The organism is Streptomyces sp. NPDC101132 (genome assembly GCF_044759225.1).
Classification (GTDB): domain Bacteria; phylum Actinomycetota; class Actinomycetes; order Streptomycetales; family Streptomycetaceae; genus Streptomyces.
The window spans coordinates 429552-455304 of the sequence record NZ_JBIVYX010000006.1; the positions used below are offsets into that span (position 1 = coordinate 429552).

At 71.8% G+C, this 25753-nt stretch carries 24 protein-coding genes, 1 tRNA gene and 1 pseudogene; 8 read left to right on the top strand and 18 right to left on the bottom strand.

Features of this window, described 5'->3' with window-relative positions; translation table 11 throughout:
• Positions 1–213 precede the first annotated feature (213 nt).
• From ACIQUR_RS17220 to ACIQUR_RS17230, 3 genes are all read right to left on the bottom strand, one after another.
• A complete protein-coding gene (locus tag ACIQUR_RS17220; RefSeq protein WP_403664782.1) occupies positions 214–876 on the bottom strand; it encodes a response regulator in 663 nt (220 codons plus the stop codon).
• A gap of 9 nt (positions 877–885) precedes the next feature.
• Positions 886–2580 (bottom strand): sensor histidine kinase, encoded by a 1695-nt coding sequence (locus ACIQUR_RS17225; RefSeq protein WP_403664784.1) that lies wholly within the window; start codon positions 2578–2580, stop codon positions 886–888.
• 137 nt (positions 2581–2717) lie between these two features.
• Positions 2718–2800: transfer RNA gene (locus ACIQUR_RS17230), tRNA-Leu, on the bottom strand.
• Positions 2801–3093: 293 nt separating this feature from the next.
• On the opposite strand from ACIQUR_RS17230, the gene ACIQUR_RS17235 reads away from it, so the two are divergent.
• From ACIQUR_RS17235 to pknB, 6 genes are all read left to right on the top strand, one after another.
• Positions 3094–3927: an FhaA domain-containing protein gene (locus ACIQUR_RS17235; protein WP_403664786.1), complete on the top strand. Its 834-nt coding sequence runs from the start codon at positions 3094–3096 to the stop codon at positions 3925–3927.
• A 10-nt stretch (positions 3928–3937) separates the two neighbouring features.
• Positions 3938–4438 (top strand): FHA domain-containing protein, encoded by a 501-nt coding sequence (locus ACIQUR_RS17240; protein WP_399943954.1) that lies wholly within the window; start codon positions 3938–3940, stop codon positions 4436–4438.
• A 135-nt stretch (positions 4439–4573) separates the two neighbouring features.
• On the top strand, positions 4574–6040 hold the full coding sequence (locus ACIQUR_RS17245) for a PP2C family protein-serine/threonine phosphatase (protein ID WP_403664789.1): 1467 nt from the start codon (positions 4574–4576) through the stop codon (positions 6038–6040).
• A gap of 31 nt (positions 6041–6071) precedes the next feature.
• The gene (locus ACIQUR_RS17250) at positions 6072–7496 is read left to right on the top strand and encodes an FtsW/RodA/SpoVE family cell cycle protein (RefSeq protein ID WP_403664791.1); all 1425 of its coding nucleotides are present in this window, start codon (positions 6072–6074) and stop codon (positions 7494–7496) included.
• Positions 7493–8956: a penicillin-binding transpeptidase domain-containing protein gene (locus ACIQUR_RS17255; protein ID WP_403664793.1), complete on the top strand. Its 1464-nt coding sequence runs from the start codon at positions 7493–7495 to the stop codon at positions 8954–8956. Before ACIQUR_RS17250 ends, ACIQUR_RS17255 begins: the two co-directional genes overlap by 4 nt.
• Positions 8957–9164: 208 nt before the next feature.
• Positions 9165–11186: a Stk1 family PASTA domain-containing Ser/Thr kinase gene (gene pknB, locus ACIQUR_RS17260; protein WP_403664795.1), complete on the top strand. Its 2022-nt coding sequence runs from the start codon at positions 9165–9167 to the stop codon at positions 11184–11186.
• A gap of 102 nt (positions 11187–11288) precedes the next feature.
• On the opposite strand, the gene ACIQUR_RS17265 is transcribed toward pknB, so the two are convergent.
• The 6 genes and pseudogenes from ACIQUR_RS17265 to ACIQUR_RS17290 all read right to left on the bottom strand — a co-directional run bounded on the left by ACIQUR_RS17265 (position 11289) and on the right by ACIQUR_RS17290 (position 15025).
• Complete coding sequence (locus ACIQUR_RS17265; protein WP_403664797.1) at positions 11289–11978, bottom strand: class E sortase; 690 nt, start codon at positions 11976–11978, stop codon at positions 11289–11291.
• Positions 11979–11988: 10 nt separating this feature from the next.
• Positions 11989–12657, bottom strand: a pseudogene (locus ACIQUR_RS17270) (class E sortase); the annotation flags it as partial.
• 98 nt (positions 12658–12755) lie between these two features.
• Positions 12756–13394, bottom strand: coding sequence for an aminodeoxychorismate/anthranilate synthase component II (locus ACIQUR_RS17275; protein ID WP_403664799.1), 639 nt, complete (start codon positions 13392–13394; stop codon positions 12756–12758).
• Positions 13391–13564: a hypothetical protein gene (locus ACIQUR_RS17280; RefSeq protein ID WP_403664801.1), complete on the bottom strand. Its 174-nt coding sequence runs from the start codon at positions 13562–13564 to the stop codon at positions 13391–13393. Before ACIQUR_RS17280 ends, ACIQUR_RS17275 begins: the two co-directional genes overlap by 4 nt.
• A 32-nt stretch (positions 13565–13596) precedes the next feature.
• The gene (locus tag ACIQUR_RS17285; RefSeq protein WP_403664803.1) at positions 13597–14304 is read right to left on the bottom strand and encodes a class E sortase; all 708 of its coding nucleotides are present in this window, start codon (positions 14302–14304) and stop codon (positions 13597–13599) included.
• A complete protein-coding gene (locus ACIQUR_RS17290) occupies positions 14273–15025 on the bottom strand; it encodes a DUF881 domain-containing protein (RefSeq protein WP_403664805.1) in 753 nt (250 codons plus the stop codon). Before ACIQUR_RS17290 ends, ACIQUR_RS17285 begins: the two co-directional genes overlap by 32 nt.
• Before the next feature lie 90 nt (positions 15026–15115).
• Here ACIQUR_RS17290 and crgA point away from each other — a divergent pair, with 90 nt between their 5' ends.
• Positions 15116–15370: a cell division protein CrgA gene (gene crgA / locus ACIQUR_RS17295; protein ID WP_403664807.1), complete on the top strand. Its 255-nt coding sequence runs from the start codon at positions 15116–15118 to the stop codon at positions 15368–15370.
• 188 nt (positions 15371–15558) lie between these two features.
• On the opposite strand, the gene ACIQUR_RS17300 is transcribed toward crgA, so the two are convergent.
• Positions 15559–16431: a rhomboid family intramembrane serine protease gene (locus ACIQUR_RS17300; protein ID WP_403664809.1), complete on the bottom strand. Its 873-nt coding sequence runs from the start codon at positions 16429–16431 to the stop codon at positions 15559–15561.
• Positions 16432–16463: 32 nt separating this feature from the next.
• Entirely contained in the window at positions 16464–16991 is a 528-nt protein-coding gene (locus ACIQUR_RS17305; protein WP_403664811.1) for a peptidylprolyl isomerase, read from the bottom strand.
• Between the two features lie 182 nt (positions 16992–17173).
• Here ACIQUR_RS17305 and ACIQUR_RS17310 point away from each other — a divergent pair, with 182 nt between their 5' ends.
• Positions 17174–17875 carry a DUF5324 family protein gene (locus tag ACIQUR_RS17310; protein ID WP_403664889.1) on the top strand — a complete coding sequence of 234 codons (702 nt, stop codon included), beginning with the start codon at positions 17174–17176 and terminating at the stop codon, positions 17873–17875.
• Positions 17876–17981: 106 nt separating this feature from the next.
• Here ACIQUR_RS17310 and ACIQUR_RS17315 read toward each other — a convergent pair whose 3' ends face one another.
• The 7 genes from ACIQUR_RS17315 to asnB form a co-directional block, all read right to left on the bottom strand.
• Positions 17982–18494, bottom strand: a complete 513-nt coding sequence (locus ACIQUR_RS17315; RefSeq protein WP_403664891.1) for a LysM peptidoglycan-binding domain-containing protein — start codon at positions 18492–18494, stop codon at positions 17982–17984.
• 127 nt (positions 18495–18621) lie between these two features.
• On the bottom strand, positions 18622–19518 hold the full coding sequence (locus tag ACIQUR_RS17320; RefSeq protein ID WP_403664813.1) for an EamA family transporter: 897 nt from the start codon (positions 19516–19518) through the stop codon (positions 18622–18624).
• A gap of 207 nt (positions 19519–19725) precedes the next feature.
• Positions 19726–20259, bottom strand: a complete 534-nt coding sequence (locus ACIQUR_RS17325) for a flavin reductase family protein (RefSeq protein WP_403664815.1) — start codon at positions 20257–20259, stop codon at positions 19726–19728.
• Complete coding sequence (locus ACIQUR_RS17330; RefSeq protein WP_403664817.1) at positions 20256–21737, bottom strand: dihydroorotase family protein; 1482 nt, start codon at positions 21735–21737, stop codon at positions 20256–20258. The genes ACIQUR_RS17325 and ACIQUR_RS17330 overlap by 4 nt, the downstream gene beginning before the upstream one ends.
• Positions 21725–22876, bottom strand: a complete 1152-nt coding sequence (locus tag ACIQUR_RS17335) for an acyl-CoA dehydrogenase family protein (RefSeq protein ID WP_403664819.1) — start codon at positions 22874–22876, stop codon at positions 21725–21727. The genes ACIQUR_RS17330 and ACIQUR_RS17335 overlap by 13 nt, the downstream gene beginning before the upstream one ends.
• The gene (locus ACIQUR_RS17340; protein WP_403664821.1) at positions 22855–23934 is read right to left on the bottom strand and encodes a PrpF domain-containing protein; all 1080 of its coding nucleotides are present in this window, start codon (positions 23932–23934) and stop codon (positions 22855–22857) included. The genes ACIQUR_RS17335 and ACIQUR_RS17340 overlap by 22 nt, the downstream gene beginning before the upstream one ends.
• The gene (gene asnB / locus ACIQUR_RS17345; RefSeq protein ID WP_403664823.1) at positions 23931–25751 is read right to left on the bottom strand and encodes an asparagine synthase (glutamine-hydrolyzing); all 1821 of its coding nucleotides are present in this window, start codon (positions 25749–25751) and stop codon (positions 23931–23933) included. Before asnB ends, ACIQUR_RS17340 begins: the two co-directional genes overlap by 4 nt.
• Between the last annotated feature and the right edge of the window lie 2 nt (positions 25752–25753).

Below are 25753 nucleotides of genomic sequence, written 5' to 3' on the forward strand. Positions count from 1 at the left end.
CCCCCGCTCACCCGCCGCGCCCCGCGCCGGCACCAACATCAATAGCGACAGACCGTACAGCCGCCCGAGAACCCCCGTCTCCCCCTGTGGACGGCCCGCCCGCTGTGGAAAACCCGGTCACCCACAGGGGCACCCGCAAGCACCGCAAGCCCCCGGCCACCTGAGGCCCCAAGCACCCGAAGCCCCCAAGCACCTCAAGCCCCCCGGCGCCCCCTACAGCCCCGCGTCCCGCGCCAGCAGCGCCGCCTGCACCCGGTTCTCGCAGTCCAGCTTCGCCAGGATCCGGCTCACGTACGTCTTCACGGTCGCCTCGCTCATGTGCAGCCGCCGCCCCGCCTCCGCGTTCGACAACCCCTCGCCCAGCAGCGCCAGCACCCCGCGCTCCCGCTCGCTCAGCTCCGCGACCCGCCGCCGCGCCTCCCCGACCCGCGCCGCGGCCCGCCCCGAGGCCTGACCGGCCGCCAGCTGGTCCACCACGTGCCGGGTGGCACCCGGCGAGAGGTACGCGTCCCCCGCGGCGGCCGCCCGCACCGCGCCGATCAGCTCCGCCGGCGCCGAGTCCTTGAGCAGGAATCCCGCCCCGCCCTCGCCCAGCGCCCGCAGCACGTTGTCCTTCTCCCCGAAGGTCGTGAGGATCAGCGAGCGCGCCGACGGCACCGCCCGCCGCAGCTCGCCCAGCGCCGTCAGCCCGTCCATCACCGGCATCTGGATGTCGAGCAGCACCACGTCCGGCTGGTGGGAGCGCGCCAGCTCCACCGCCTCGCGCCCGTTCGCCGCCTCGGCGACCACCTCGATGGCCGGGTCCGAGGTGAGGATCATCCTGATCCCGGCCCGGATCAGCGGCTCGTCATCGGCGATCACGATCCGGATGGTCACTCCTGCTCCCTACCGCTTGGCGTTGTACGACGTCTTCTCGACGAGCCTGCCGTCCCTGAAGCAGAACCGGAACACCGGTTCCTCGGCCAGGCCGCCGGACTCCTCGGAGGACAGCAGGACCAGGCACTCGGTTCCCGCGGGCCGGGGCGGCCCCGAGGACTCCAGGCCGTGGGTCAGCATGCTGTCACCGGAGGGCAGCGCGGACCGCACCTCCCGCTCGGACTGGCCGACCCGCACGGAGTCGTACTGGGCACGGTCGATCATCGCCTCGTTCACCGAGCCGATCATCACGAAGGCCAGCCCGCCCAGCGCGAGCAGCAGCAGCACGAGCGCCCCGACCGCGATCCCGCAGCCCAGCACGAACCCGCCCCGCCCCGTCGACCGGCTCATCAGCTCCCGGTCCACCGCGCTCCAGTCCACCGGCACCCCGTCGGCCCGGAAGGGCACCGGCCGCGCCTGCTGCCCGAAGTCGTCGGCCGCGTCCAGCGGCGGGAGCGTCGGAGCCCCGGCCTGCTCGGGCCCGTAGGGCAGTACCCCCGCGACCCGGAAGCCGCCGTCCGCCGCGGCCCCCGCGTGCACCATTCCGCCGACCAGCCGGGCCCGCTCGCGCAGCCCGGTCAGTCCCTGCCCGCCGCTGACCACCTCACCGGTCCCGGTCCCCGGTGCCGGCCCGTTGGCGACCTCGACGACCAGGGAGTCGTCCTCGTACCGCAGCTCGACGGTGATCGGCGCCCCCGGCGCGTGCTTGTACGCGTTGGTCAGCGCCTCCTGCACGATCCGGTACGCCGCGTGGTCGCTGGCCGCGGCCAGCGGCCGGGCCGTACCGGCCGTGCGCAGCCGTACGTCGGTCCCGGCGGCCCGCGCGGCCTCCACCACGCCCTCGATCCCGGCCACCCCGCGCCCGGGCTGGGCCTCGTCGGGACCGGCGGGCGCCTCGACGCCGTCCCGCAGGATCCCGACCACCGACCGCAGTTCGTGCATGGCGGTGACCGAGGCCTGCCGCAGCACCCCCACCGCCTCGCGCTGCCGGTCCGTCAGGGCCGGGTCCACCTCCAGCGCACCGGTGTGCACGGAGATCAGCGCCAGCTGGTGCCCGAGGCTGTCGTGCATGTCCTGGGCGATCCGCTGCCGCTCCCGCAGCCGCGCCTGCCCGGCCACCATCTCCCGCTCGCGCAGCAGCTGGGCGTTGCGCTCCTGCATCGCGTGCAGCAGGGTCCGGCGCTGGTTCCAGTACCGGCTCGCGAGACCCGGTACGACGGTCGTCGCCACGTACATCAGCGTGGAGAAGAAGATGAGCGGCAGCGGCCGCAGCTGCGGGCCCTCGGCGGCCAGGCCGACCGCGAGGCTCAGCACGAAGGCGAGGGTGAAGGCGCCCAGCGCCCGCCCGACCCCGACGATCCGCCGGCCCGCGGTCCAGCCCGCCAGGATCGTCAGCGGGGCCATCCCCACCGCCCAGCCGGCCAGTGCCGACGAGACGACCAGCACACCCGCGGGCAGCCTGCGCCGCAGCAACGAGAGCAACGCCACACCGGCGCCGACGGCCGCCGCCTGGGCGTTGGAGCCCTCGACGATGTCCTGGACCCCGGCCGCCATCAGCCCGAACACCCCGGCGAGCACGCACTCGCCGGCGATCCGGCGCCGCGGCCACGGGTCCGGCCCCTTCAGCCAGGTCCAGCCGTCCCTCAGCAGCGAAGTCACATCCACGCCCCGACCCTAGGCACCGGCCGCCGCCGGCCGCCGCTCTCTTTCGTCGCGCGCCGCCCGACGAAAGTCGTCCCAACACCGCGCCGCCGACACGAAGAAGCCCCCCGGACCGTGAGGTCCGAGGGGCTTCCACTCGGTGGGCGAGGGGGGATTTGAACCCCCACGTCCCGAAGGACACTGGCACCTGAAGCCAGCGCGTCTGCCGTTCCGCCACTCGCCCGAGTAGCTACCTTGGGGCCTTCCCTTTCGGGCCGTTCCCTTGGCGACACCGGAACATTAGCACGTCGGAGGGGGTGGATTCACATCGCTTTCCCCGGCCCCCCGATCCGGCCCCCCGGGTCCTCCCCTCCGCGGTCCTCGCCGGGTACGGGACACTGTCCCCAGGGCGCCTCTACGATCCCTTGTGAGTACCAACACTCGCCGGTGGAGCGGAGAAGGGGAACCAGCCGATTTCCCTACGCGTGGATACGATCAGTAAGCAGTACAGGGCGACAACGACGGAGGAGGTGCCCCATGGGAGTCCTGAAGCGGTTTGAGCAGCGGCTCGAAGGTCTGGTGAACGGCACCTTCGCCAAGGTCTTCAAGTCGGAGGTCCAGCCGGTCGAGATCGCGGGCGCGCTGCAGCGCGAGTGCGACAACAACGCGACCATCTGGAACCGCGAGCGGACCGTCGTCCCCAACGACTTCATCGTGGAGCTGAGCGCCGGCGACTACGAGCGCCTGAGCCCGTACTCCGGGCAGCTCGGCGACGAGCTCGCGGGCCTGGTCCGCGACTACGCCAAGCAGCAGCGCTACAGCTTCATGGGCCCGATCAAGGTCCACCTGGAGAAGGCCGACGACCTGGACACCGGCCTGTACCGGGTCCGCAGCCGCACGCTCGCCTCCAGCACCTCGCAGTCGCAGCCGGACCGCGGCCAGGCGGGCCCGCCCCAGGGCGGGTACGGCTACCCGCCCGCCGGCGGCGCCCCCGCGGGCGCCCCGCCCATGCCCAGCTCGCCGCCTCCGGGCGGGATGCCGCGGCGCCCGGGACCGGCCGCCGGTCCCGCGCCCGCGACCGGCGGCGGCCAGACCCGCCGCTGGATCGAGATCAACGGCACCCGCCATCAGATCTCCCGCCCGACGCTGGTGCTGGGCCGCAGCACCGAAGCCGACGTGCGGATCGACGACCCCGGCGTATCCCGCCGGCACTGTGAGATCCGGACCGGAACGCCCTCGACGATCCAGGATCTCGGGTCCACCAACGGCATCGTGGTGGACGGGCAGCACACCACCCGCGCTACGCTCCGCGACGGCTCGCGGATCGTCGTGGGCAGCACCACCATCATTTACCGGCAAGCCGAAGGGTGAAGCGGGGGCAATGTCAGAGCTGACCCTGACGGTCATGCGGTTGGGTTTCCTGGCCGTTCTGTGGCTGTTCGTCATCGTGGCCGTGCAGGTCATCCGCAGCGACCTGTTCGGTACGCGGGTCACCCAGCGCGGCTCCCGCCGCGGCGCGGACACGAGGCCGCCGCAGCAGCAGGGCGGCCGCCAGGCGCAGCCCCCGCAGCAGCGCCAGCGCCGTAACGCCCCCACCAAGCTGGTGGTCTCCGAGGGCACGCTGACCGGCACCACGGTCGCGCTCCAGGGCCAGACCATCACCCTGGGCCGCGCCCACGACTCGACGATCGTGCTGGACGACGACTACGCGTCGAGCCGGCATGCCAGGATCTACCCCGACCGCGACGGCAACTGGATCGTCGAGGACCTCGGGTCGACCAACGGCACGTATCTCGACCGGGCCCGGCTCACCGTCGCGACACCCATTCCGCTGGGCGCCCCGATCCGCATCGGCAAGACCGTCATCGAGCTGCGGAAGTAGTACGAGAATGAGCGAGCGGAGCGAGCGAGCCGCGGCGGTCCCGACAGCGGACCCGAGCGCGCTCCCGACCGGAGGGTGGGCAGTGTGGCTCGAGACCGGTTGTACCCGGACGGCTTGTCGACAGGGCAGGTGCGCATGAGTCTGTCCCTGCGGTTCGCCGCCGGATCGCACAAGGGCATGATCCGGGAAGGCAACGAGGACTCCGGTTACGCCGGCCCGCGCCTGCTCGCGGTCGCCGACGGCATGGGCGGCCAGGCCGCCGGCGAGGTCGCCAGCTCCGAGGTGATCTCCTCGCTCGTGCAGCTCGACGACGACGTCCCGGGCTCCGACATCCTCACCGCGCTCGGCACCGCCGTGCAGCGCGCCAACGACCAGCTCCGCGTGATGGTCGAGGAGGATCCGCAGCTGGAGGGCATGGGCACCACGCTCACCGCCCTGCTGTGGACCGGCCAGCGGCTCGGTCTCGTGCACGTCGGCGACAGCCGCGCGTACCTGCTGCGCGACGGCGTCCTGACGCAGATCACGCAGGACCACACCTGGGTCCAGCGGCTGGTCGACGAGGGCCGGATCACCGAGGAAGAGGCCACCACCCACCCGCAGCGCTCCCTGCTGATGCGCGCGCTGGGCAGCGGCGAGCACGTCGAGCCCGACCTCTCGATCCGCGAGGTCCGCGTCGGCGACCGCTACCTCATCTGCTCCGACGGCCTGTCCGGCGTCGTCTCCCACCAGACGCTGGAGGAGACCCTCGCCGGCTACCACGGCCCCCAGGAGACCGTGCACGAGCTGATCCAGCTCGCGCTGCGCGGCGGCGGCCCGGACAACATCACGTGCATCGTCGCGGACGTCCTGGACAACGACAACGGTGACACCCTGGCCGGCCGGCTCGACGAGAACCCGGTCGTCGTCGGCGCGGTCGCCGAGACGCAGCACCAGCTCTTCGACGGCGGCGCGATGCAGACGCCGGCCGGCCGGGCCGCGGGGCTCGGCCGCCAGGCTCCCCCGCCGCCGGGCAGCTTCGGCCCGCCCGGGTCGGGCCCGGCGCCGTCCTACGGGGCGCCGCCGGAGGCGTACGGCTCGTACGGCGAGTTCGGCGACCCCGACGACTACGTGGACGAGTTCAAGCCCCGCACCGGGCGGAAGTGGCTCAAGAGGTCCTTCTTCCTGCTGCTCGCGCTGGGTGTGATCGGCGGCGGCCTCTACGGCGGCTGGCGCTGGACGCAGACGCAGTACTACGTGGGGGTCAAGGACGACCACGTGGCGCTGTACCGCGGGATCAGCCAGGACCTGGCCTGGATCAAGCTCTCGAAGGTCGACAAGGACCACCCCGAGATCGAACTCAAGTACCTGCCGGAGTTCCAGCGCAAGCAGGTCCAGGCCACGATCAGCGAGGGCGGCCGCGACAGCGCCGTCGACAAGATCGAGAAGCTGGCCGTCCAGGCCTCCGCGTGCCGGAAGGCGGAGGAGCGAGCCAAGTCCGAGGCCTCCGCCAAGCCGAAGACCGGCGACACGGGCACGCAGGCCCAGAAGCAGCCGACGCCGTCACCGGGTCCCAGCCTCAGCGAGGAAGAGCAGAAGCTGGTCGGCCAGTGCGGCAAGCAGTAGCAGCAAGCGGGCGCAGGGGGCCTGCCACACCATGAGCGTTGTCACCAACACGACCACCATCGGGGCCATCGAGCTGCCGAGCCGGCGCAACACCGAGCTCGTGCTGCTCGGCTTCGCCGTGGTCATCCCGATCTTCGCCTACGCCAACGTGGGCCTGGCCATCGACGGCAAGCTGCCCCCGGGCATGTTGCTGTACGGTCTCGGCCTCGGCCTGCTCGCAGGCATCGGGCACATTGTCGTGCGCCGGTATGCCAAGTACGCGGACCCGCTGCTCCTCCCGCTGGCAACGCTTCTCAACGGACTGGGTCTGGTCCTGATCTGGCGCCTGGACAAGTCGGAGCGGCTGCAGAACCTGCAGAAGCGGCAGTGGGGCGACTTCGCCCCGGCGGCCCCCAACCAGCTCTTCTACACAGCGGTCGGCATCACTTTGCTCGTGGTTGTGCTGCTGGTCCTCAAAGATCACCGCACGCTCCAGCGGTTCACCTACATCTCGATGGCCGTGGCCCTCGTACTCCTGATCCTCCCGGTCATCCCCGGCCTCGGAGCGGACGTCTTCGGCGCCAAGATCTGGATCTCGGTGGGCGGCTTCTCCATCCAGCCCGGTGAGTTCGCAAAGATTGTCCTGGCCGTCTTCTTCGCCGGCTACCTGATGGTGAAGCGCGACGCGCTGGCGCTGGCCAGCCGGCGCTTCATGGGGCTCTACCTGCCGCGCGGCCGCGACCTCGGCCCGATCCTGATGATCTGGGCGATGAGCCTGCTCATCCTGATCTTCGAGAACGACCTCGGTACGTCGCTGCTGTTCTTCGGCATGTTCGTGATCATGCTGTACGTCGCGACCGAACGGACGAGCTGGATCGTCATCGGCCTGCTCATGTCCGTCGGCGGCGCCGTCGTGGTCGCGTCGTTCTCGGGTCACGTCGAGGCTCGTGTCAACGCCTTCCTCGACCCCTTCAGCTGCTACGCCACCTCCGACGCCTGCAACCAGGTCGGCCAAGCCATCATGTCCTTCGGCTCCGGTGGCGTTCTCGGCGCCGGCTGGGGACAGGGCCAATCGGACCTGATCCTCTTCGCGGCGAATTCCGACTTCATCTTCACCACCGTCGGCGAGGAGCTCGGACTGGCCGGCGTGATGGCCTTCCTGATGCTGTACGGGCTGATCATCGAGCGGGGTGCGCGGACGGCGCTGGCCTCACGCGACCCCTTCGGAAAGCTGTTCTCGATCGGCCTGACGGGCGCCTTCGCGATCCAGGTGTTCGTTGTGGTCGGCGGTGTCATGGGACTGATCCCGCTGACCGGTATGACCATGCCGTTCCTGGCCTCGGGCGGTTCCTCGGTCATCGCCAACTGGGCCCTCATCGGCATCCTGATCCGGATCAGCGACACCGCGCGCCGTCCGGCCCCGGCTCCGGCCGCCTCCCCCGACTCCGAGCTGACCCAGGTGGTGCGGCCCTCGTGAACAAGCCCCTGCGCCGCATCGCGATCTTCTGCGGTCTGCTCGTCCTCGCCCTGCTGCTGCGCGCCAACTGGCTGCAGTACGTCAAGGCCGAGGACCTGGCGACCCGCAAGGAGAACCGCCGGGTCCAGATCGCCCAGTACGCCTCGGAGCGCGGCAACATCATCGTCGGCGACAAGGCGATCACCGGCTCCGCGGTCACCGACGGCAGCGACTACAAGTACAAGCGCACCTACATCGACGGCCCCATGTGGGCGCCCGTCACCGGCTTCGCCTCCCAGGCCTTCGGCTCGACGCAGCTGGAGGCCCTGGAGGACGGCATCCTCACGGGCAACGACGACCGGCTCTTCTTCGACCGGACGATCGGCATGTTCACCGGGGAGAAGAAGCAGGGCGGCAACGTCGTCACCACCCTCAACCGCGCCGCCCAGGTGGCCGCGTACAAGGGCCTGGGCGACAACAAGGGCGCGGTCGCGGCCATCGACCCGCGGACCGGCGCGATCCTGGCGCTGGTCAGCACCCCCTCGTACGACCCCTCCAGCTTCGCGGGCAACTCGAAGAAGGACGAGAAGGCCTGGGTGGCGCTGAAGGACAGCCCGGACAAGGCGCTGGTCAACCGCGCGCTGCGGGAGACCTACCCGCCCGGCTCGACCTTCAAGGTGGTGACCGCCGCGGCGGCCCTGGAGCACGGTGTCGTCAGCGACATCAACGCCCCGACGGACACCCCCGAGCCGTACATCCTGCCCGGCACCCGCACGCCGATGGTCAACCACGCCTCCGGCTGCGAGAAGGCCAGCCTGAACGACGCCCTGAAGGTCTCCTGCAACTCCGTCTTCGCGAACATGGGCGACAAGGTCACCCGCGACAAGATGGTGGAGACCGCGGAGAAGTTCGGCTTCAACAACGGCAAGATCGACACCCCGGTCCGCGCCTACGCGAGCGTCTACGACAAGACGATGAGCCGCGACGGCAACGCGCAGTCCTCGATCGGCCAGTTCAACACCGCCGCGACCCCGCTGCAGATGGCGATGGTGGCCGCCGCCGTGGCCAACGACGGCAAGCTGATGAAGCCGTACATGGTCGACCAGCTGACCGCCCCGGGCCTGGACGTGCTGGAGCAGACCGAGCCTGAGGAGATGAGCCGTCCCCTCTCGGCCGAGAACGCCCAGAAGGTCCAGGAGATGATGGTCAACGTCGTCGAGAACGGCACCGGCCGCAACGCGGCCATCGACGGTGTGACGGTCGGCGGCAAGACGGGTACCGCGCAGCACGGCGAGAAGAACAAGAAGCGCCCGTACGCCTGGTTCATCTCGTACGCCAAGACCGACAAGGGCTCCCCGGTCGCGGTGGCCGTCGTGGTCGAGGACGCCGGCGCGGTCTCCCGCGAGGACATCTCCGGTGGCGGTCTGGCGGCGCCGATCGCCAAGGCGGTCATGCAGGCGGTGCTGAAGAGCCAGGGCTGAGCCCGGCGGGGGCCCCGGACCGGGGCCCCTGCGCCTGGAGTGACGTAAATCACCCACCGGTGCGGCCCGGTGGGTCGGTACCGGTCCTGTATCAGCCTGCGGTCACGGACCTCGGACTCAGCCGCGCCCGGTAGCCTTTGCGCGAACAGCACACCGCCGGACCACACACGGGTGCGGTCGGGACTGACGGAGAGGGCTGGTAGTAGCTATGGAAGAGCCGCGTCGCCTCGGCGGCCGGTACGAGCTGGGCTCGGTGCTCGGCCGTGGTGGCATGGCCGAGGTGTATCTCGCGCATGACACCCGGCTCGGCCGCACCGTGGCCGTGAAGACGCTGCGGGCCGACCTCGCCCGTGACCCGTCCTTCCAGGCCCGGTTCCGCCGGGAGGCCCAGTCCGCCGCCTCGCTCAACCACCCGGCGATCGTCGCGGTCTACGACACCGGCGAGGACTACGTCGACAACATCTCCATCCCGTACATCGTGATGGAGTACGTCGACGGATCCACCCTGCGCGAGCTGCTGCACTCCGGCCGCAAGCTGCTGCCCGAGCGCACCCTGGAGATGACCGTCGGCATCCTCCAGGCCCTGGAGTACAGCCACCGCGCCGGCATCGTCCACCGCGACATCAAGCCCGCGAACGTCATGCTGACGCGCACGGGCCAGGTCAAGGTCATGGACTTCGGCATCGCGCGCGCCATGGGCGACTCCGGCATGACCATGACGCAGACGGCCGCCGTGATCGGCACCGCCCAGTACCTCTCCCCTGAGCAGGCCAAGGGCGAGCAGGTCGACGCGCGGTCCGACCTCTACTCCACCGGCTGCCTGCTGTACGAGCTGCTGACGGTGCGGCCCCCGTTCGTCGGCGACTCCCCGGTGGCCGTCGCGTACCAGCACGTGCGGGAAGAGCCCCAGCCGCCGAGCAACTTCGACCCCGAGATCACGCCCGAGATGGACGCCATCGTCCTGCGGGCCCTGGTCAAGGACCCCGACTACCGCTACCAGTCCGCGGACGAGATGCGGGCCGACATCGAGGCCTGCCTCGACGGCCAGCCGGTCGCGGCGACCGCCGCCATGGGCGCGGTCGGGTACGGCGGGTACGAGAACAACGGCTACGGCTACCCCGACCAGCCCACCACGGCGCTGCGCGCGACCGACGCGGGCCAGACGTCGATGATGCCGCCCATGCCCCCCGGCGACGGCGGCTACGACCCGCACGGGTACGACGACCGCGGTCCGGCCCGGCGCCGCCAGAAGAAGAGCAACGCGTCCACGATCCTGCTGGTCGTGGCCGCGATCCTGGTGCTGGTCGGTGCGATCCTGATCGGCCGGTCGCTGTTCAGCAAGACCGGCGGCGACGGCGTCAGCGCCCCGCAGCTGGTCGGCCTGAACCTGGCCGACGCCCAGAACAGGGCGGACAACGCCGGCCTGAAGGTGGTCAAGGACAAGGAAGAGCCCTGCAAGGACCAGGGCAAGGGCCTCGTCTGCAGCCAGGACCCGGTCAAGGGCACCAGCGTGGAGAAGGGCTCCACCATCCGCGTGGTGATCTCCACCGGCGCCCCGAAGGTCCTGGTCCCGGACGTGACCGGCATCTCGTTCAACGAGGCCGAGAAGCAGCTGCTCGACAAGGGCTTCACGGTCGACCGGAAGAACGAGGAGTCGGACCGCAAGCCCGGCACCGTGATCAGCCAGGACCCCAAGGGCGACTCCTCCGTCGAGACGGGCACCAAGATCACCCTGACGGTGGCCAAGGAGGCCGAGAAGGCGATCGTCCCGGACCTGCTGGGCAAGACCCCCTCCGAGGCCCGCAAGGCCCTGGAGGAGGCCGACCTGAAGCTCGGCACGAAGGAAGAGGTCGACTCGACCGCGACGCCGAACACGATCGTCCAGCAGAGCCTGGAGGCCGGCTCGGAGGTCCAGCCCGGGTCGACGGTGAACGTCCAGGTCGCCAAGGCGGCGGCGAAGACCTCGGTGCCGCAGCTGTTCGGCAAGACCGTCGCCGAGGCGCGGGTGATCCTCCAGCAGAACAACCTGACCTTCGGCACCGTCCTGTCCGGTCCCTCGGACGAGAACGCGCGCATCCTGACGTCGGAGCCGGGCGCCGGCCAGCCGGTCGACGGGGGCACCGCGATCAACGTCACCACGATGGGCTCGGACGGCCGGCAGCAGGGCGGGAACAACAACGGCGGGAACAACGGCGGAGGCCTCTTCGGCGGCCTCTCCAGCGGCCGCTGAGGCCCTTTCCGCGGCACTCCTGGAACTCCCCGTCGGCCCGGCCGGCGGGGAGTTCCGCTTTCCCCCGCGCAGTACCGGTCCCCGCCGGCTCCGCGGGTGGCCTCAGCCGAGTTCCACGGGCGGGGTGCGGTCCGCGTCCACCTTCTGCGTCCGCTGGAGCTCGCCCCAGACGACGTAGCGGTACTTCGACGTGTAGACCGGCGTGCAGGTCGTCAGGGTGATGTAGCGGCCGGGGACGACCTTGCCGGACTGGCGGGGCACGGGCGCCAGCACCTCGGTGTTGTACTTCGAGGTCTGCTGGAGCGCCGCGTAGACCCGGTACACGTACCAGGTGTCCCGGGTCTCGAAGACGATCGCGTCGCCCGTGCGCAGCTTGTGGATGTTGTGGAACTTGGCGCCGTGCCCGTCCCGGTGGGCGGCCAGCGTGAAGTTGCCCTGCTTGTCCCACGGGAGCGCCGACTTCACCGGCTCCGTGTAGTACCCGGCGACGCCGTCGTTGAGCACCTCGGGCGAGGTGCCGCGCTTGACCAGCACCTCCCCGTCGTCCATGGCGGGTACGTGCAGGAAGCCGATGCCGTCACGGGTGTCGAGGGCGCCGGGGCCGGCCGCGGGCGCCGCCGACCGCCACACCTCGCGGACCTGGTCGCCGCGCTCGGCGGCGGAGCGGTCGGCCAGCACGTTGGTCCACCACAGCGAGTACGCGACGAAGAGCCCGAGCACCAGTCCGGCGGTGATCAGCAGTTCGCCGAGCAGGCTCAGGGCGCCGGCGATGCGGCTGCGGCCTCGTGACAACGTCTTTCCCCTACGCGAGTGCGGGCGGCGCGCCCTTGCTGCGGGGCCGCTCGTCGACCATCCTGCCCCAGACGATCATGCGGTACGTGCTGGTGAACTCGGGGGTGCAGGTCGTCAGGGTGATGTAGCGGCCGGGTGCGGTGAAGCCGGAGCCCTCGGGGACCGGCGCGATCACGGACACGTTGGTCGGCGGGGTCTGCGGGAGGATGCTCGTCATCTCGTACGTGTAGTACGCGTCCCGGGTCTCGACCACGATCGGGTCGCCCGGGGTGAGCCGGTTGATGTACCGGAAGGGCTCGCCGTGGGTGTTGCGGTGGCCGGCGACCGCGAAGTTGCCGCGCTCGTCGCCGGGCATCGCGGTCTTCAGCTGGCCCTCCGCGTAGTGGCCGACCATGCCGCGGTCGAGGACCCGCTGCTTGCTGATGCCCTCGGCGATGGGGACCTTCACGTCCAGCTTCGGGATGTACATGATCGCGAAGCCCTCGCCGGGCTCGAAGGCGGTGGGTCCGGGGGCCGGCGGCGCCGCCGCCCAGTTCCGCTCCAGGTGCCGGGTGGCGCCGTCGGTCTCCCGGCCGGCCAGCACGTTCGTGTACCAGAGCTGGTAGGTGACGAAGAGCAGCATGAGGACGCCGAGGGTGATGAAGAGTTCCCCGGCCACGCGGCTCGCGATCACCAGGGGGCCGCCGCGGCGCCTGCGGCGCTCGCGCTTGGCGGCCTCCTGTGCTGCCCTGCGCCGCGCGGCCCGGCCCCCGGTGGGCGCGGGCGGCGCGACGGCGGTCACGCGAGGGCCTTGCCCACCACCGGGGCGAGCCCAGCGGACCGCTCGACGGCGCCCTGGTCGCCGCAGTCGGTGAGCCAGTTGGCGAGCATCCGGTGGCCGTACTCGGTGAGCACGGACTCGGGGTGGAACTGCACGCCCTCGACCAGGTGCTCGCGGTGCCGCAGGCCCATGACGATCCCGTCCTCGGTGCGGGCGGTGACCTCCAGGACGTCCGGGAGGGTCATCGGCTCGGCCGCGAGCGAGTGGTAGCGGGTGGCCGTGAAGGGCGAGGGCAGGCCGCGGAAGACGCCCTTGCCCTCGTGGGTGACCGGGGAGGTCTTGCCGTGCAGCAGCTCGGGCGCCCGGCCGACCACACCGCCGTACGCGACGGCCATGGACTGCATGCCGAGGCAGACGCCGAAGACCGGGACGCCCGTGCCGGCGCAGTGCCGGACCATGTCCACGCAGACGCCGGCCTCCTCGGGGGTGCCGGGGCCGGGGGAGAGGAGGACGCCGTCGAAGCCGTCCTGGGCGTGGGCCGGCTCGACCTCGTCGTTGCGCAGCACCTCGCACTCGGCGCCCAGCTGGTACAGGTACTGGACCAGGTTGAAAACAAAGCTGTCGTAGTTGTCCACGACCAGAATGCGCGCGCTCACCGGGTCCCCGATCCCTCGTCGACGGTCACATCGTTGAACGGAAGGAGGGGCTCGGCCCAGGGGAAGACGTACTGGAAAAGCACGAAGACCACCGCGAGGACCAGGGCCAGGGAAATCAGCGCGCGAACCCACGCGTTTCCCGGCAGATGGCGCCAGATCCAGCCGTACATGCCGTCCCTTCCGTTCCGTGTACCGCACCAGATTACGGGCTGAGGTGTCCCGTGGAACGGGTCTCGGTGAGTTCGGCCCAGACGATGAGACGGTGGCTGTGCCCCCACTCCGGGTCGCAGGTGGTGAGGGTGAGGTAGCGGCCGGGGGCGGTGAAGCCCGACTTCGCGGGGACCGGGTCGAGGACGGCGACGTCGGTGGGCAGGGTCCGCAGGGGCCGGTTCACGATGCGGTACGTGTACCAGGTGCGGGCGTCCTTGATCAGCACCCGGTCGCCGGGGCGCAGCAGCGGGAAGTCCTTGAAGGGGTCCCCGTACGTGCGCCGGTGGCCGGCGACGGCGAAGTTGCCGGTGCCGCCGAGGGGGGCGCTGGACGCGTAGTGGCCGAGGCCCCGCTTGAGGACGCCGGGGGCGGTGCCCTCCAGGAGGGGCTTGCGCCAGTCGGCGCCGAGGCGGGGGACGTACATCTCGGCGAAGGCGGTGCCCTCGGCGTACCGCTCCTCCGCCGGCGTCCCCGGGGTGCCGGCGGCGGGTGCGGCCGACTGCCAGCGGGCGCGCAGCCGATCCATCTCGCCGTCCATGGCGCGGTCGGCCTTGACCCCGGTCCAGAAGAGCACGTACGCGACGAAGAGGACGATCAGCGTGCCGGTGGTCAGGCAGAGTTCGCTGAACGTCCGGACGGTCAGCCGGAGCACGGCCCGGCCGTCCCACCTACTGCTGCGGTTGCTCCACGGGCTTCGCATAGTGGAGGTCCACTGTGCCCGAATAGCCGGGCAGAGTCAGCGCCTTGTGGTCCTCCACTTTCCAGCCCAGGCCGTACGCGTTGACATAGAGCTGGTAGTTCTGGATGGCCGGCGAGGCGGCGAGGGCCCGGCGCAGCTGCGCGGGGTCGCCGACGGCGGTGACCTTGTAGGGGGGCGAGTACACCCGGCCCTGCAGGATCAGGGTGTTGCCCACGCAGCGCACGGCGCTGGTGGAGATCAGGCGCTGGTCCATGACCCGGATGCCGCGGGCGCCGCCCTGCCAGAGCGCGTTCACCACGGCCTGGAGGTCCTGCTGGTGGATCACCAGGTCGTTGGGCTGGGGCTCGGGGACGTTGGGGATGCGGGCGGTGGCGCCGGGCGGGGCGTCGTTGAGGGTGACGGTGACGGCGCGGCCGGTGATGGGGTCGGTGCCGGCGGCCTTCTCCAGTGCCTTGAGCTTGGCGTCCTCGGCGCGGGTGCTGCCGTCGTCGCGTTCCGCGAGGGCGTCGACCTCCTTGCGGATGACGCCGGTGCGGTCCTCGAGGTCCGCGTTGTCCTGGCTGCGGTCGTGGATCAGGTCGGAGAGTTTCAGCAGCGAGGTGTCGGTGCGGATGTCCGTACCCTTGGACGTGTTGAAGCTGGTCACGAAGATGAGACCGGCGAGCGCGAACACGCCGGCCGTGAGCAGCCGGACCGGCCTGCGGTCGTCGGAATTGCTCAACGTACCCTTCTCCTTCAGCGCCCCTGACCCACTACGCTAACGGACGCCCGGGGGAGGCTCGTCCCCAGCGCATCGACAGGAGAGACCCTCGTGCCGAAGTCACGTATCCGCAAGAAGGCCGACTACACGCCGCCGCCGGCGAAGCAGGCGCAGACCATCAAGCTGGGCAACCGCGGCTGGGTGGCTCCGGTGATGCTGGCCATGTTCCTGATCGGCCTGGCTTGGATCGTCGTCTTCTACGTGACCGATACCCGGCTGCCCGTCGAGGCGCTGGGCAATTGGAACATCGTGGTCGGTTTCGGCTTCATCGCCGCGGGTTTCGGCGTATCCACCCAGTGGAAGTAAGTCAAGCTCTCCGCAGAGTTATCCACAGCGCTATCCACACCTGAGGAAAAGGCAGAAGATCTGTGGATAACCTGGACCCAGGTTGACGCCGGTGTGATTGATCCGGCCGCCGACCTGGGTCTTCTCGGTTCCAGGGGCTCTTTCCACATCGTGCACAAGATCCGCCACGGACTGTGGACAACCTCCGCTCAGGTGAGCGCGGACGTCCTCAGGAGCACAGCGACGAGGACACCCGCGAGGACCAGCCCGCAGGTCCCCCACTGGACGAGCGCACGGCGCTCGCGGGGTGCGTAGACCATGCCCGCGCCCATCACGGCGCCGGCCACCAGGCCGCCGATGTGGGCCTGCCAGGAGATGCCGCCCCAGCCGAAGGTCATGATCAGGTTGATCGCCAGCAGCGCGATCACCGGCCGCATGTCGTAGCGCAGCCGCCGCATCAGCACGGCGGTCGCGCCGAACAGGCCGAAGATGGCGCCGGAGGCGCCGATGGTCAGGGAGAACGGCGGCTCCAGCAGGTAGACCAGCGCGCTGCCGGCCAGACCCGAGAGCACGTAGAGGGTCAGGTACCTGGCCCGGCCCAGCGCCTGCTCCAGGGGCCCGCCCAGCCACCAGAGGCTGAGCATGTTGAAGCCGATGTGCCAGATCTCCTCGTGCAGGAACATCGAGGTCAGCAGGCGGTACCACTGGCCGTCCACGACGCCCTGGAGATCGGTGTTCCAGTAGTAGCCGCCGATCAGCCCCAGCTCACGGAGGACCGGGTTTCCGAAGCCCGCGCCGCCCACCGCGTGGACGGCGACGAAGAAGGCGACGTTGATGCCGACGAGCACCTTCGTGACCAGGTGCGGGTCGCCGGCGACGGTCCCGCCGACCACCGTGCGCGGCTGGTTCGCGGCCGGGCTGTGGCCCGTACCGGAGCCGGTGCGCACGCACTCGGGGCACTGGAAGCCCACCGAGGCGTCGACCATGCAGTCCGGGCAGATCGGGCGCTCGCAGCGGGTGCAGCGGACGCCGGTCTCGCGGTCCGGGTGGCGGTAGCAGCCCGGCAGGTGCTCGGTTTCCATCGGTCCCCCTCGTGGTGGGCTCGGCCCGTGCGTCAGCGCTTCTCGACGACGACCGACTGGAGCACGACGTCCTCCAGCGGGCGCTCGGTGCGCGGATTGGTCGGCGTACCCGCGATGGCGTCGACCACCTTGCGGCTCGCGTCGTCGACGACCTCGCCGAAGATGCTGTGCTTGCGGGTCAGCCAGGCGGTCGGGGCGACCGTGATGAAGAACTGGGAGCCGTTGGTGCCCGGGCCCGCGTTCGCCATGGCCAGCAGGTAGGGCTTGGTGAAGTTCAGGTCGGGGTGGAACTCGTCCGCGAAGGTGTAGCCGGGGCCGCCGGTGCCGTTGCCCAGCGGGTCGCCGCCCTGGATCATGAAGCCGCTGATCACCCGGTGGAAGACCGTGCCGTCGTAGAGCGGGTCGGTGGTCTTCGCCCCGGTTTCCGGGTTGACCCACTCGCGCTCGCCCGTGGCGAGTTCGACGAAGTTGCGGACCGTCTTCGGCGCGAAATCCGGAAGAAGGAGGATTTCGATGTCTCCGTGACTGGTCTTCAGGGTGGCGTACAGCTTCTCGGCCACGAATCTGCCTTCCATAGTCCTCACTGACGTCCTCCGATCCTCGCACGGCCGGGGTGAGAGGGGACAAACCGTCGGCGGGACACCCGGATGCCCTTGCGCGCGTGCCGGCCAGCGTTATGACAGGCATGATCCGACAAAGGGTGGAAAGGTGAGCTGTGTCCGCCACCGAGGAGGAGGAACACGTGACCCGCATGGACAGCGTGCGCGCCGCCGGGACTTCGGCGAAGGAAAGCGTGCGGCACGCCGCGGAAGTGGTGGCGCCGTACGCCGAGACCGCCAGGGACGCGGCGACGCAGTACGCGCACGAGGCGCGCGTACGCGTGGCGCCGAAGGTCGCGAGCGCCGCACACCAGGCGCGCGCCCAGTACGACGTACACCTCGCACCGCGTGTGCACCAGGCCCGGGAGGCGCTGCCGCCCCAGGTCGACCAGGCAGCCACGAAGGCGGTGATGAACACCCGCAGGGCGGCCCGGCAGGCCGTCGACTACACCGCTCCGCGCATCGAGAGCGCGGTCGAGGCGACCCGCCCGGTGGCCGTGGAGGCGGCGGCCCGCTCGACCGCGGCGCTGTACGCCCTCAAGGGGCAGGTGACGCCGGACGAGATCCGGAGGATGGTGCGGCAGCACGAGCGGCGGCACAAGGCCGCCCGGATCCTCAAGGGCGTGGCGGTCGTCGGCGTGGTGGCCGGCGTCGCCTTCGCGGTCTGGAAGTGGTGGGACCAGCAGTCAAACCCGGACTGGCTGGTCGAGCCGCCGGCCGCCACCGAGGTCCCCGACCGCGGCGGCCTGGGCTCGCTGGACGGCAGCGCGTCGTCCAACGGCGCCTACGACCCCGAGGTCGAGGCCAAGCAGGCCGAGGCGGACCGGGAGCGCGGGGACCTCTGAGTCCCGCACCCCGACCGGCCGGCGCTCTGGCCCGGCAGAACCCGGGGCCCGGATCCGATGGAGGATCCGGGCCCCGGCTCCGTGTGGCCGTCGGGCGTGCCCGCTCTCAGTGGGGGAGGGTGAGGACCATGCCGGGGTGGATCATGTCGGGGCTGCTGCCGATGACGCCCCGGTTCATGGCGTAGAGCTCCCGCCACCGCGCCTCGTTGCCGAGCTGGGTGCGGGCGATGGCCGCGAGCGAGTCGCCGGGCTTCACGGTGTACGTGCGCTTCACGGCGGCCGGCGGCGGCTGGGCGGCGGGTGTGGTGGTCATGGCGGTGTCGGCCGCCGGTGTCATGGCGGTGTCCGGTGCCGCGCCCATCGCGGTGTCCGGTGCCGCGGTCCCGGGCATCGGGGCCATCGGCTTCGGGCCCGTGGCGATGTCGGGCGTCGGGGCGGCCGTGGGCGGGGAGGCGGCCTGTTTGGCGGTCCCCGCGTCGGCGTACCTGGCCGTGGTGCCGGCCGGTCCTGCGGTCCGGCCGTCCACGGCCGCCCGCTGCTCCTGGACCTGTTCCTTCACCGTGTCGGCGGGGTGGTGCGCCCGCTTCTTGTCGGATTTCAGGAAGTCGAAGATTCCCATGTCGGTCACGCCTCCGGGCGACGGGTCTTCCCCCACCTCCAAGGATCCCACCGCAGGGGCCGGGCGACCCGGTCCGGGGGCCGTCCGGGCGACCCGGTCAGGAGGCGACCCGGTGAGGACCGGGTCCTCAGCCGGAGGTCCGCTCGGGCGCCGGCACGGCCGGCGGTACGGCCGCCGCCCCGTCCCCGGCGGGCGGCTCGGCGCCCTCCTCCAGGGAGACCGCCACTCCGGCGGCCAGCACCAGGGCCATGCCGGCCAGCTGCCAGATCCCGAGGGCCTGGGCCAGTACCGCGAACCCGATCAGGGCGGCCACGGCGGGCTCCAGGCTGAACAGGATGCCGAAGGTACGGGAGCTCAGCCGGCGCAGCGCCGCCATCTCCAGCAGGTACGGGACGATCGGGAACAGCACCGCGACGCCCGCCACCGCGAGCAGCACCAGCCACCGGTCGCCACCCGCGTCGGCCAGCCCGCGCACCGCCTCCCCCAGCCCGAAGGGCGCCACCACCAGGGCGCCGACGGTGATCGAGGCGGCGAGGCCCTGGAAGCCCTCGAAGGTGCTGCCCACCGCCTTGGTCAGCACGATGTACAGCGCCCAGCAGACCGCCGCACCGGCCGCGAAGGCCAGGCCCAGCGGGTCCAGTCCGGCCGCGCCGTCCAGCGCGTGGTCCTCGGTCAGGGTGATCAGGGCGACGCCCCCGCCGGCGGCCAGCGCCCACAGCACGTCCCGCACGCGGCGCGAGCCGATCAGGGCCACCGTGAGCGGCCCGAGGTAGTCGATGGTGGCGGCGATGCCGAGCGGGATCCGGTCGATGGCGGCGGCGAAGAACAGGGTCATCCCGCCGGACACGGCGCCCAGCACCAGGACCGAGCCGAGCTGCCGCGGGGTCTTGCCGCGCAGCACCGGCCGGGCGACGGCGAGCAGCAGCAGGGCGGCGCAGATCAGCCGCAGCGCGGTCGTCCCGCGCACCCCTACGTGGTCGAACAGCGGCTTGGAGGCGGCCAGTCCCAGCTGGAGCACCGTCATCGAAGCCACCGCATAAGCGGTCACCGGTATGCGCGGCCCGCGTCCCGCACCCATGGCGCCCCTCCCCCGTCGACCGCTCCACCCTCACCCAGGAGCACCGGCCGTGTCCCGGGCATTCCCGGTACGGGCCGAGAGCGGCCGCCTTTTGGCCGGGACCGGGCGGGGACCGGCGTCCCCCGCCCCCGGTACGGCATCCCAGCCCACGGGTCAGGCCCCGGGGCGGGGGACGGGGCGGGCGTGCGCGAAGCCGCGCTGGTGCCACAGCAGCCCGCCGGCCGGGGTCAGGCCGAGCCCGTCCCCCTCGACCGCGACCACCCGGCCGACGAGGATCGTGTGGTCACCGCCGTCCAGGGTCTCGTGGCGCTCGCACACCAGGCGCAGCGCGGAGTCGGCCAGGCCGGGGGCCGTGGCCTCGCCCGCGGCCAGCCGGACGCCGTCGAAGCGGCGGTCCGGGCGGCCGGCGAACTTCAGGGCCAGTTCCTCGTCCCCCGGGGCCAGCAGGTTCACGCAGAAGGATGAGGCCGCGACCAGTGCGTCGTGGCTGGAGGACTTCCGGTCCAGGCAGACCAGGAACAGCGGCGGGTCCAGGGAGAGCGAGGAGACGGCGCTGGCGGTCAGGCCGCGCGGGGTGCCGTACTCGTCGTAGCAGGTCACGACCGTGACGGGAGCGGCGAGCGCCGCCATCGCGGCGCGGAACTCCTCCGCGGTGACCCCGGTCCGCTCCAGCAGCGCGGCGCTCATCGGGCCCCCTCCGCCTCGGCACCGGCAGCCGTCTGTGTTTCACGTGAAACATCGGCGGGGTCCGCAGCGAGCTGGCCCAGGACCGCCGGGGCGGGTGCGAGCCAGCGGCCGGCCGGCGTGCCGGTGAAGCCGGAGCGGACGTCCCAGACCTGCTCGCCGCCCTTGATGACGGTGGTGAAGCGACCGCGGAAGAGCCAGCCCTCGTAGGCGGACCAGCCGCACTTGGCCTGGATGTCGTCCCGGGTCGGCTGCCAGCGCTCCGCCGGGTCGAGGATCGCGAGGTCGGCGTCGGCGCCGGGGACCAGCCTGCCCTTGCCGGGGAGCCGGAAGAGGTCGGCGGGTCCCGAGCCCATCAGCCGTGCCAGGTGCGTGGCCGCCTCGTCCGGGTCGACCCGCTTGGTCATCATGCCGGTCCAGGCCGCGATGGCGAGCTCCTGGACGCCGGGCAGGCCGGGCGGGGCGTCGGCCGGGACCTTGTTCTTCTCCTCGATGGTGTGCGGTGCGTGGTCGCTGCCGAGGCTCGCGGCCTCACCGGTCAGCGCCGCGTGCCACAGCCGGTCCTGGTCGCTCAGGCCCCGGATGGCGGGGGAGAGCCGGGTGCGCGGACCTCGCCGGCAGGTGTCGGCGTCGGTGAAGGAGAGGTGGTGGCCGGTGACCTCGAAGGTCAGCGGCAGGCCCTCCTGCGCGGCGGCGACGAGCATGTCCGCCTCCTCCGCCGTGGAGGCGTGCAGGATGTGGGCGCGGGTGCCGTACGTCCGGACCAGCTGGATCACCTTGGCGCAGGCCACGATCGCGCCGGAGCGGGGGCGGTGGGGCTCGTACTCGTCGTAGGAGCCGGGCTCGCCGCGCCAGGTGTCGAGCAGGTCGAAGATGTGCTGGTCCTCCGCGTGCAGCACGAGCTGGACGTTGCCGCGCGCCGCGGCGGCGAAGGCGTCCTCCAGGGCCCGCCAGTCGCGGAAGACCACGGGGGCGGTGTGGTGTCCGGCCATGAACACCTTGGCGGAGGTGGCGACTTCGGGATCGAGGGTGGCGAGTACCTCGGGGTGCTCGGGATCAGCCCCGATGTGGAAGCGGTAGTCCACCCAGGAACGGCCCTCGATGATGGCCGCCTTGGCCCGGACGTCGGCCTCGTTCAGCGACGGCGGGCGGGTGTTGGGCATGTCGAGCACGGTGGTGACGCCGCCGGCGATCGCCGCCCGGCTCCCGTGCTCCCAGTCCTCCTTGTACTCCAGGCCCGGGGTGCGGAAGTGCACGTGGGAGTCGATGAGTCCGGGCAGGACGTACCGTCCGGCCGCGTCGACGCGGGGGCCGTCGGGGAGTTGCTCGTCCGGCTCCAGGACGGCGTCGATCCGGCCGTTGCGGATGACGACGGCGCCGTCCTTGACGCCTTCGGGGGTGACCAGGCGGCCGCCCACGACGACGAGGTCGGCGGTGGCCGTGCGGCCGGTCAGCTGGTCGGCGGAGTTCAGCGGTTCCATGAGAGGCTCACCAGTTCCCTGCAGAGGTCGTTCGTGGGGCCCATGAGGGCGACGGCGCGGGCGTCCCGGCCGTACCGGTTGACGGGGTGGTTCTCGACGTAGCCGGCCGAGCTGAGGATCTGCTCGACCTCGGAGATGACCCGCTCGGCGGCGGCGGAGGCGAAGAGCTTGGAGTGGAGGGTGGTCAGGCCCGGGTCGGCGGACTCGCGGCGGCCCGCCCGCTCGACCACCGCGCGGGCGGCCTCGACCTGCGTGGTCAGGTCGACCAGCCGGTAGCGCAGGGACTGGTGGCCGTACAGGCCGCGCTTGGCGGCGTGCGCGTGGGCGGCGTCCAGGGCCGCCTGCGCCAGTCCGACGGCGACCGCGCCGAGGGTGGCTCCGCTCTCCCGCACCCGGGCGATGACCGAGGCGGCCACGCCTTCGGCTCCGAGCCGGTCCCCGTCGGTGACGTGGCAGTCGCGCAGGTCGACGAAGCCGGTGGCGGAGCCGCGCATGCCGGCCAGCCGCATCGAGGTGTCCGGGACGAGGCCCGGGTTGTCGCCGCGGATGAGGAAGAAGGTCTGCCCGGCGGCACCGTAGCCGGTGTCGCTCCCGTCCGCGGTGTCGTCGCCGGTCTGGGCCAGGACGAGGTAGACGTCGGCCACTCCGGCGCTGGTGGTGAAGGCCTTGGCCCCGTCGAGGCACCAGCCGGTGTCGGTCCGGACGCCCTTGGTGGCCAGGTTCTTCTTGTTGGCGCCGGCGCCGGTCTCGCTCCACGCGGAGGCGGCCAGCCACTCGCCCGAGGCGAGCCGGGGGAGCAGCTCGCGGTGCTGGACGGCGGTGCCCTGCTCCACGATGCGGCTGCTGACCGCGAAGTGCTGGAAGAGCATGATCGAGGCGGAGGCGTTGACTGCGGCCACCTGCTCGACGCAGCGGTTGAGGTCGACCGGGCCGGCGCCCGCGCCGCCGAACTCGCGCGGCACGGCCAGGCCGAGCAGGCGGCTCTCGCGGAGTACGGCGACGGCGTCCAGGTCGGGCTCGCCGGTCCGGTCCGCGGCCACGGCGCAGGCGGCCAGCGCGTCGCGCACCTCGGGGTCGAGCGCCGACAGCGAGAGCCGCAGTCCGGCGTCGGGGGTGGTCAGACTGGCAGTGGCAGACATGCGCGCTCCTGGGACGAGGACGGGGAAGTGGAGAGGGAGGGGGCTGCGGCGTAGGGGAAGCGGGCGGCGGGCAGCCCGGCCCAGCCCTGGTAGTCGACGCGCTTCCCGGCGACCGAGACCCAGGCCAGCCGCGGCCCGGTGTCCGTCCGTACGGACGACGCGGAGACCTGGAGCTCGCCGCCCGGAGTGACGAGCGTGACGAGGCCCTCGCGGTAGCCGCTGTTCCAGGCCAGCGACCACGGGATGGTGCCCTCGATGCCGACCGCCGTCCCCAGGCAGATGGCGCCGGTCAGGGCCAGCGTCGGGTGCCAGGAGGGCACCGAGACCGCCCGGACGGCCAGGGCGCCGCCCTCCTGCGGCAGCACGGCCGCGATCTTGGGGAAGGCGCCGGACGGGTCCCAGCCCTGCTGCTCGCACACCGCGAGGCGGATCCTGGCGAACTGGTCGAAGAGCTTCCCGTCGGCGGCGAAGAGCTGCTCCTTCGTCTCCACCCCGAGGTGGCGGGCGGGGACGAACACGTAGGGGTTGCCCATCGAGACCAGCGAGACCGGGACGACCATCCGGTCCACGCGGACCTCGGTGACCGGCTCCCCCGTCATCAGCAGCTCGGCGTACGGCTTGGTCGGCGTGCACAGGAAGTGCGCCGTGAAGCTCGTGCCGCCGTCGGAGGTCTCCTCGACCTCGCAGACCACGTTGTCGCCGTTGTTCAGCACGTTCACCCGCACCCGGGCACCGGGGACGAGCGGCGGGATCATCCCGGACCTGGCGGCCGCCTCGACGGCCGCCAGGATGGAGTGCCCGCAGGAGCCGCGCAGGTCGAACGACGCGTGCGACTGGGGCAGCGACTGCACGAACCGGTAGTCCAGGTCGAACAGCGGGTGCGCGGAGGGCCGCACGATCGCGTTCTTCAGCACGTCACCGGCGCCGTCGGCGCTCAGGTCCGCCCGGATGGCCGTCAGGCTGTCGAGCAGCTCGTCGGTCTCCTCGGGCAGGCCCTGGCCGTCGAGGACCAGCGTGGGGCAGGGCGCTCCGTGGGCGTTGGCGAAGTAGCCGCTCACCGCGCCCCCTGGAGGGTGCCCGCGCGGGAGGAGGTGGCGCCGAAGAACTGGGTGCGCCACATCTGGTGGGACATCAGCGCCCAGATGGCCAGGGACGCGCCGTCGGACGGACGGGTCGCCTGCTCCTCGAAGAGGCCGGTGACGACCTCGGGGCGGATGCGGCCGTCGGCGCGCAGCGCGCTCTCCGACAGGGCGTCACGGGCCACGTCCCACAGGGCCTGGCCCGGGGTGAGCATCGCGGTGATGGGCAGGGTGAAGGGCTGCTTGGGGCGGTTGAGGACGCTGTCCGGGACCAGGCCCCGGGCCGCCGCGTACAGGGCCCGCTTGACCCCGGTGGAGTTGATCTTCTGCTCGTCGGTCAGGGTGGTCGCGAACCGGACCACCTCGGGCTGGCAGAAGGGCAGCCGTGCCTCGACGGAGCTGGCCATGGACAGGTGGTCCACGCGCCGCAGGTGGTACGAGGGGAGCCGGTACTGCTGCTCGATGGCGCAGATGCGCCGCATGCGCGAGCCCTCGCCGGCCTCCAGGGTCTCGGTGAGCCCGGCCGGCAGGGCGGGGCCGTGGGCCCGTACCGCTCCGGCGTACTCGTCCGTGTAGAGCCGCTCGCGCAGGGCGCGGGGCACCGCCGAGAGGTGGTCGAGGTACTCCTGGACCCAGCCGAGGCCGCCGGGCGCGGCCATGGCGTGGGTCATCCGCGCGTAGCCGCCGAACAGCTCGTCGGCCGCGTCTCCGGTGAGGGCGACCTTGAAGCCCGCGTCGCGGACGGCGCGGAACAGGGAGAACGTCGACAGGGTGATGGGGTCGGCGTTGGGCTGGCCCAGGTGCCAGACCACGTCCGCCAGCAGGTCGGGGAAGGTGGCCGGGTCGATCTCGACCTGGTGGTGGACCGTGCCGGCGCGGCCGGCGACCTCGGCGGCGAAGGCGCGTTCGTCCGAGGGCCAGGTGCCGGTGTAGGCGATGTTGAAGGTGTGCAGCCGGCCGGTGGCCCGCGCCGCGAGCGCGGTGACCAGGCTGGAGTCCAGACCACCCGAGGTGATCGCGGCGACGGGGGCGTCGGCGATCAGCAGCCGGGAGACCTCCTTGGCCAGCAGCTCGCGCAGTTCCTCGCCGGCCCGGGCCAGGCTCCGCGCGGTGTCGGGGCCGGCGGCCGTGTGGCCGAGCGGACGGGTGGTGATGCGCAGTCCGCCGCGGCGGCCGACCACGGCCGTGGCGGCCGGGGGCAGCACCTGGATGCCGCGGAACATGGTCCGGTCGCCGAAGGGGGTCTTCGAGACCAGGTAGGCGTCGAGCCCGTACTCGTCCTCCTCGGCCGTGACGTCGGCGAAGCCCAGCAGCGCAGGGATCTCGGAGGCGAAGCGGAACCGGCCGTCGGCCTCGTCCCAGGCGTAGTAGAGCGGCTTCATGCCCGACTCGTCGGTGGCGATGACGAGCTTCGGCTCCTCGCGCAGGTCCATGACCGCGACGGAGTACATGCCGTCGAGCTGCTCGGCGAAGCGCTCGCCGTACTCCAGGTAGAGGGCGGGCAGCACGGAGCCGTCGCAGTTGTCCGGGATGCGGTGGCCGCGTGCCTCCAGGCGGCCCGCCAGCTCGCGGTGGTTGTACAGCTCGCCGTTGAAGACGACCGTGACGGCGCCGAGGCGGTACGGCTGCTCGCCGCCCTCGGGGTCCATGATCGAGAGCCGGTTGTTGCCCAGGGCCCAGTCGTCCTTCCCGGTGAAGGTCTGGGCGTCGGGGCCGCCGTGGCGCAGCAGTGCGGCGACGGTGCGCAGCTCCTGGTCGCTCGTGCCGGCATTGAAGGATCCGTAGATACGGCACATGT

Coding starts and splice junctions, on each gene's coding strand:
- ACIQUR_RS17245 (WP_403664789.1), top strand. CDS start 4,574: ATGAGTCTGTCCCTGCGGTTCGCCGCCGGATCGCACAAGGGCATGATC.
- asnB (WP_403664823.1), bottom strand. CDS start 25,751: ATGTGCCGTATCTACGGATCCTTCAATGCCGGCACGAGCGACCAGGAG.
- ACIQUR_RS17250 (WP_403664791.1), top strand. CDS start 6,072: ATGAGCGTTGTCACCAACACGACCACCATCGGGGCCATCGAGCTGCCG.
- ACIQUR_RS17240 (WP_399943954.1), top strand. CDS start 3,938: ATGTCAGAGCTGACCCTGACGGTCATGCGGTTGGGTTTCCTGGCCGTT.
- ACIQUR_RS17300 (WP_403664809.1), bottom strand. CDS start 16,431: ATGGAAACCGAGCACCTGCCGGGCTGCTACCGCCACCCGGACCGCGAG.
- ACIQUR_RS17315 (WP_403664891.1), bottom strand. CDS start 18,494: ATGGGAATCTTCGACTTCCTGAAATCCGACAAGAAGCGGGCGCACCAC.
- ACIQUR_RS17280 (WP_403664801.1), bottom strand. CDS start 13,564: ATGTACGGCTGGATCTGGCGCCATCTGCCGGGAAACGCGTGGGTTCGC.
- ACIQUR_RS17335 (WP_403664819.1), bottom strand. CDS start 22,876: ATGTCTGCCACTGCCAGTCTGACCACCCCCGACGCCGGACTGCGGCTC.
- ACIQUR_RS17325 (WP_403664815.1), bottom strand. CDS start 20,259: ATGAGCGCCGCGCTGCTGGAGCGGACCGGGGTCACCGCGGAGGAGTTC.
- pknB (WP_403664795.1), top strand. CDS start 9,165: ATGGAAGAGCCGCGTCGCCTCGGCGGCCGGTACGAGCTGGGCTCGGTG.
- ACIQUR_RS17285 (WP_403664803.1), bottom strand. CDS start 14,304: ATGCGAAGCCCGTGGAGCAACCGCAGCAGTAGGTGGGACGGCCGGGCC.
- ACIQUR_RS17235 (WP_403664786.1), top strand. CDS start 3,094: ATGGGAGTCCTGAAGCGGTTTGAGCAGCGGCTCGAAGGTCTGGTGAAC.
- ACIQUR_RS17330 (WP_403664817.1), bottom strand. CDS start 21,737: ATGGAACCGCTGAACTCCGCCGACCAGCTGACCGGCCGCACGGCCACC.
- ACIQUR_RS17320 (WP_403664813.1), bottom strand. CDS start 19,518: ATGACGGTGCTCCAGCTGGGACTGGCCGCCTCCAAGCCGCTGTTCGAC.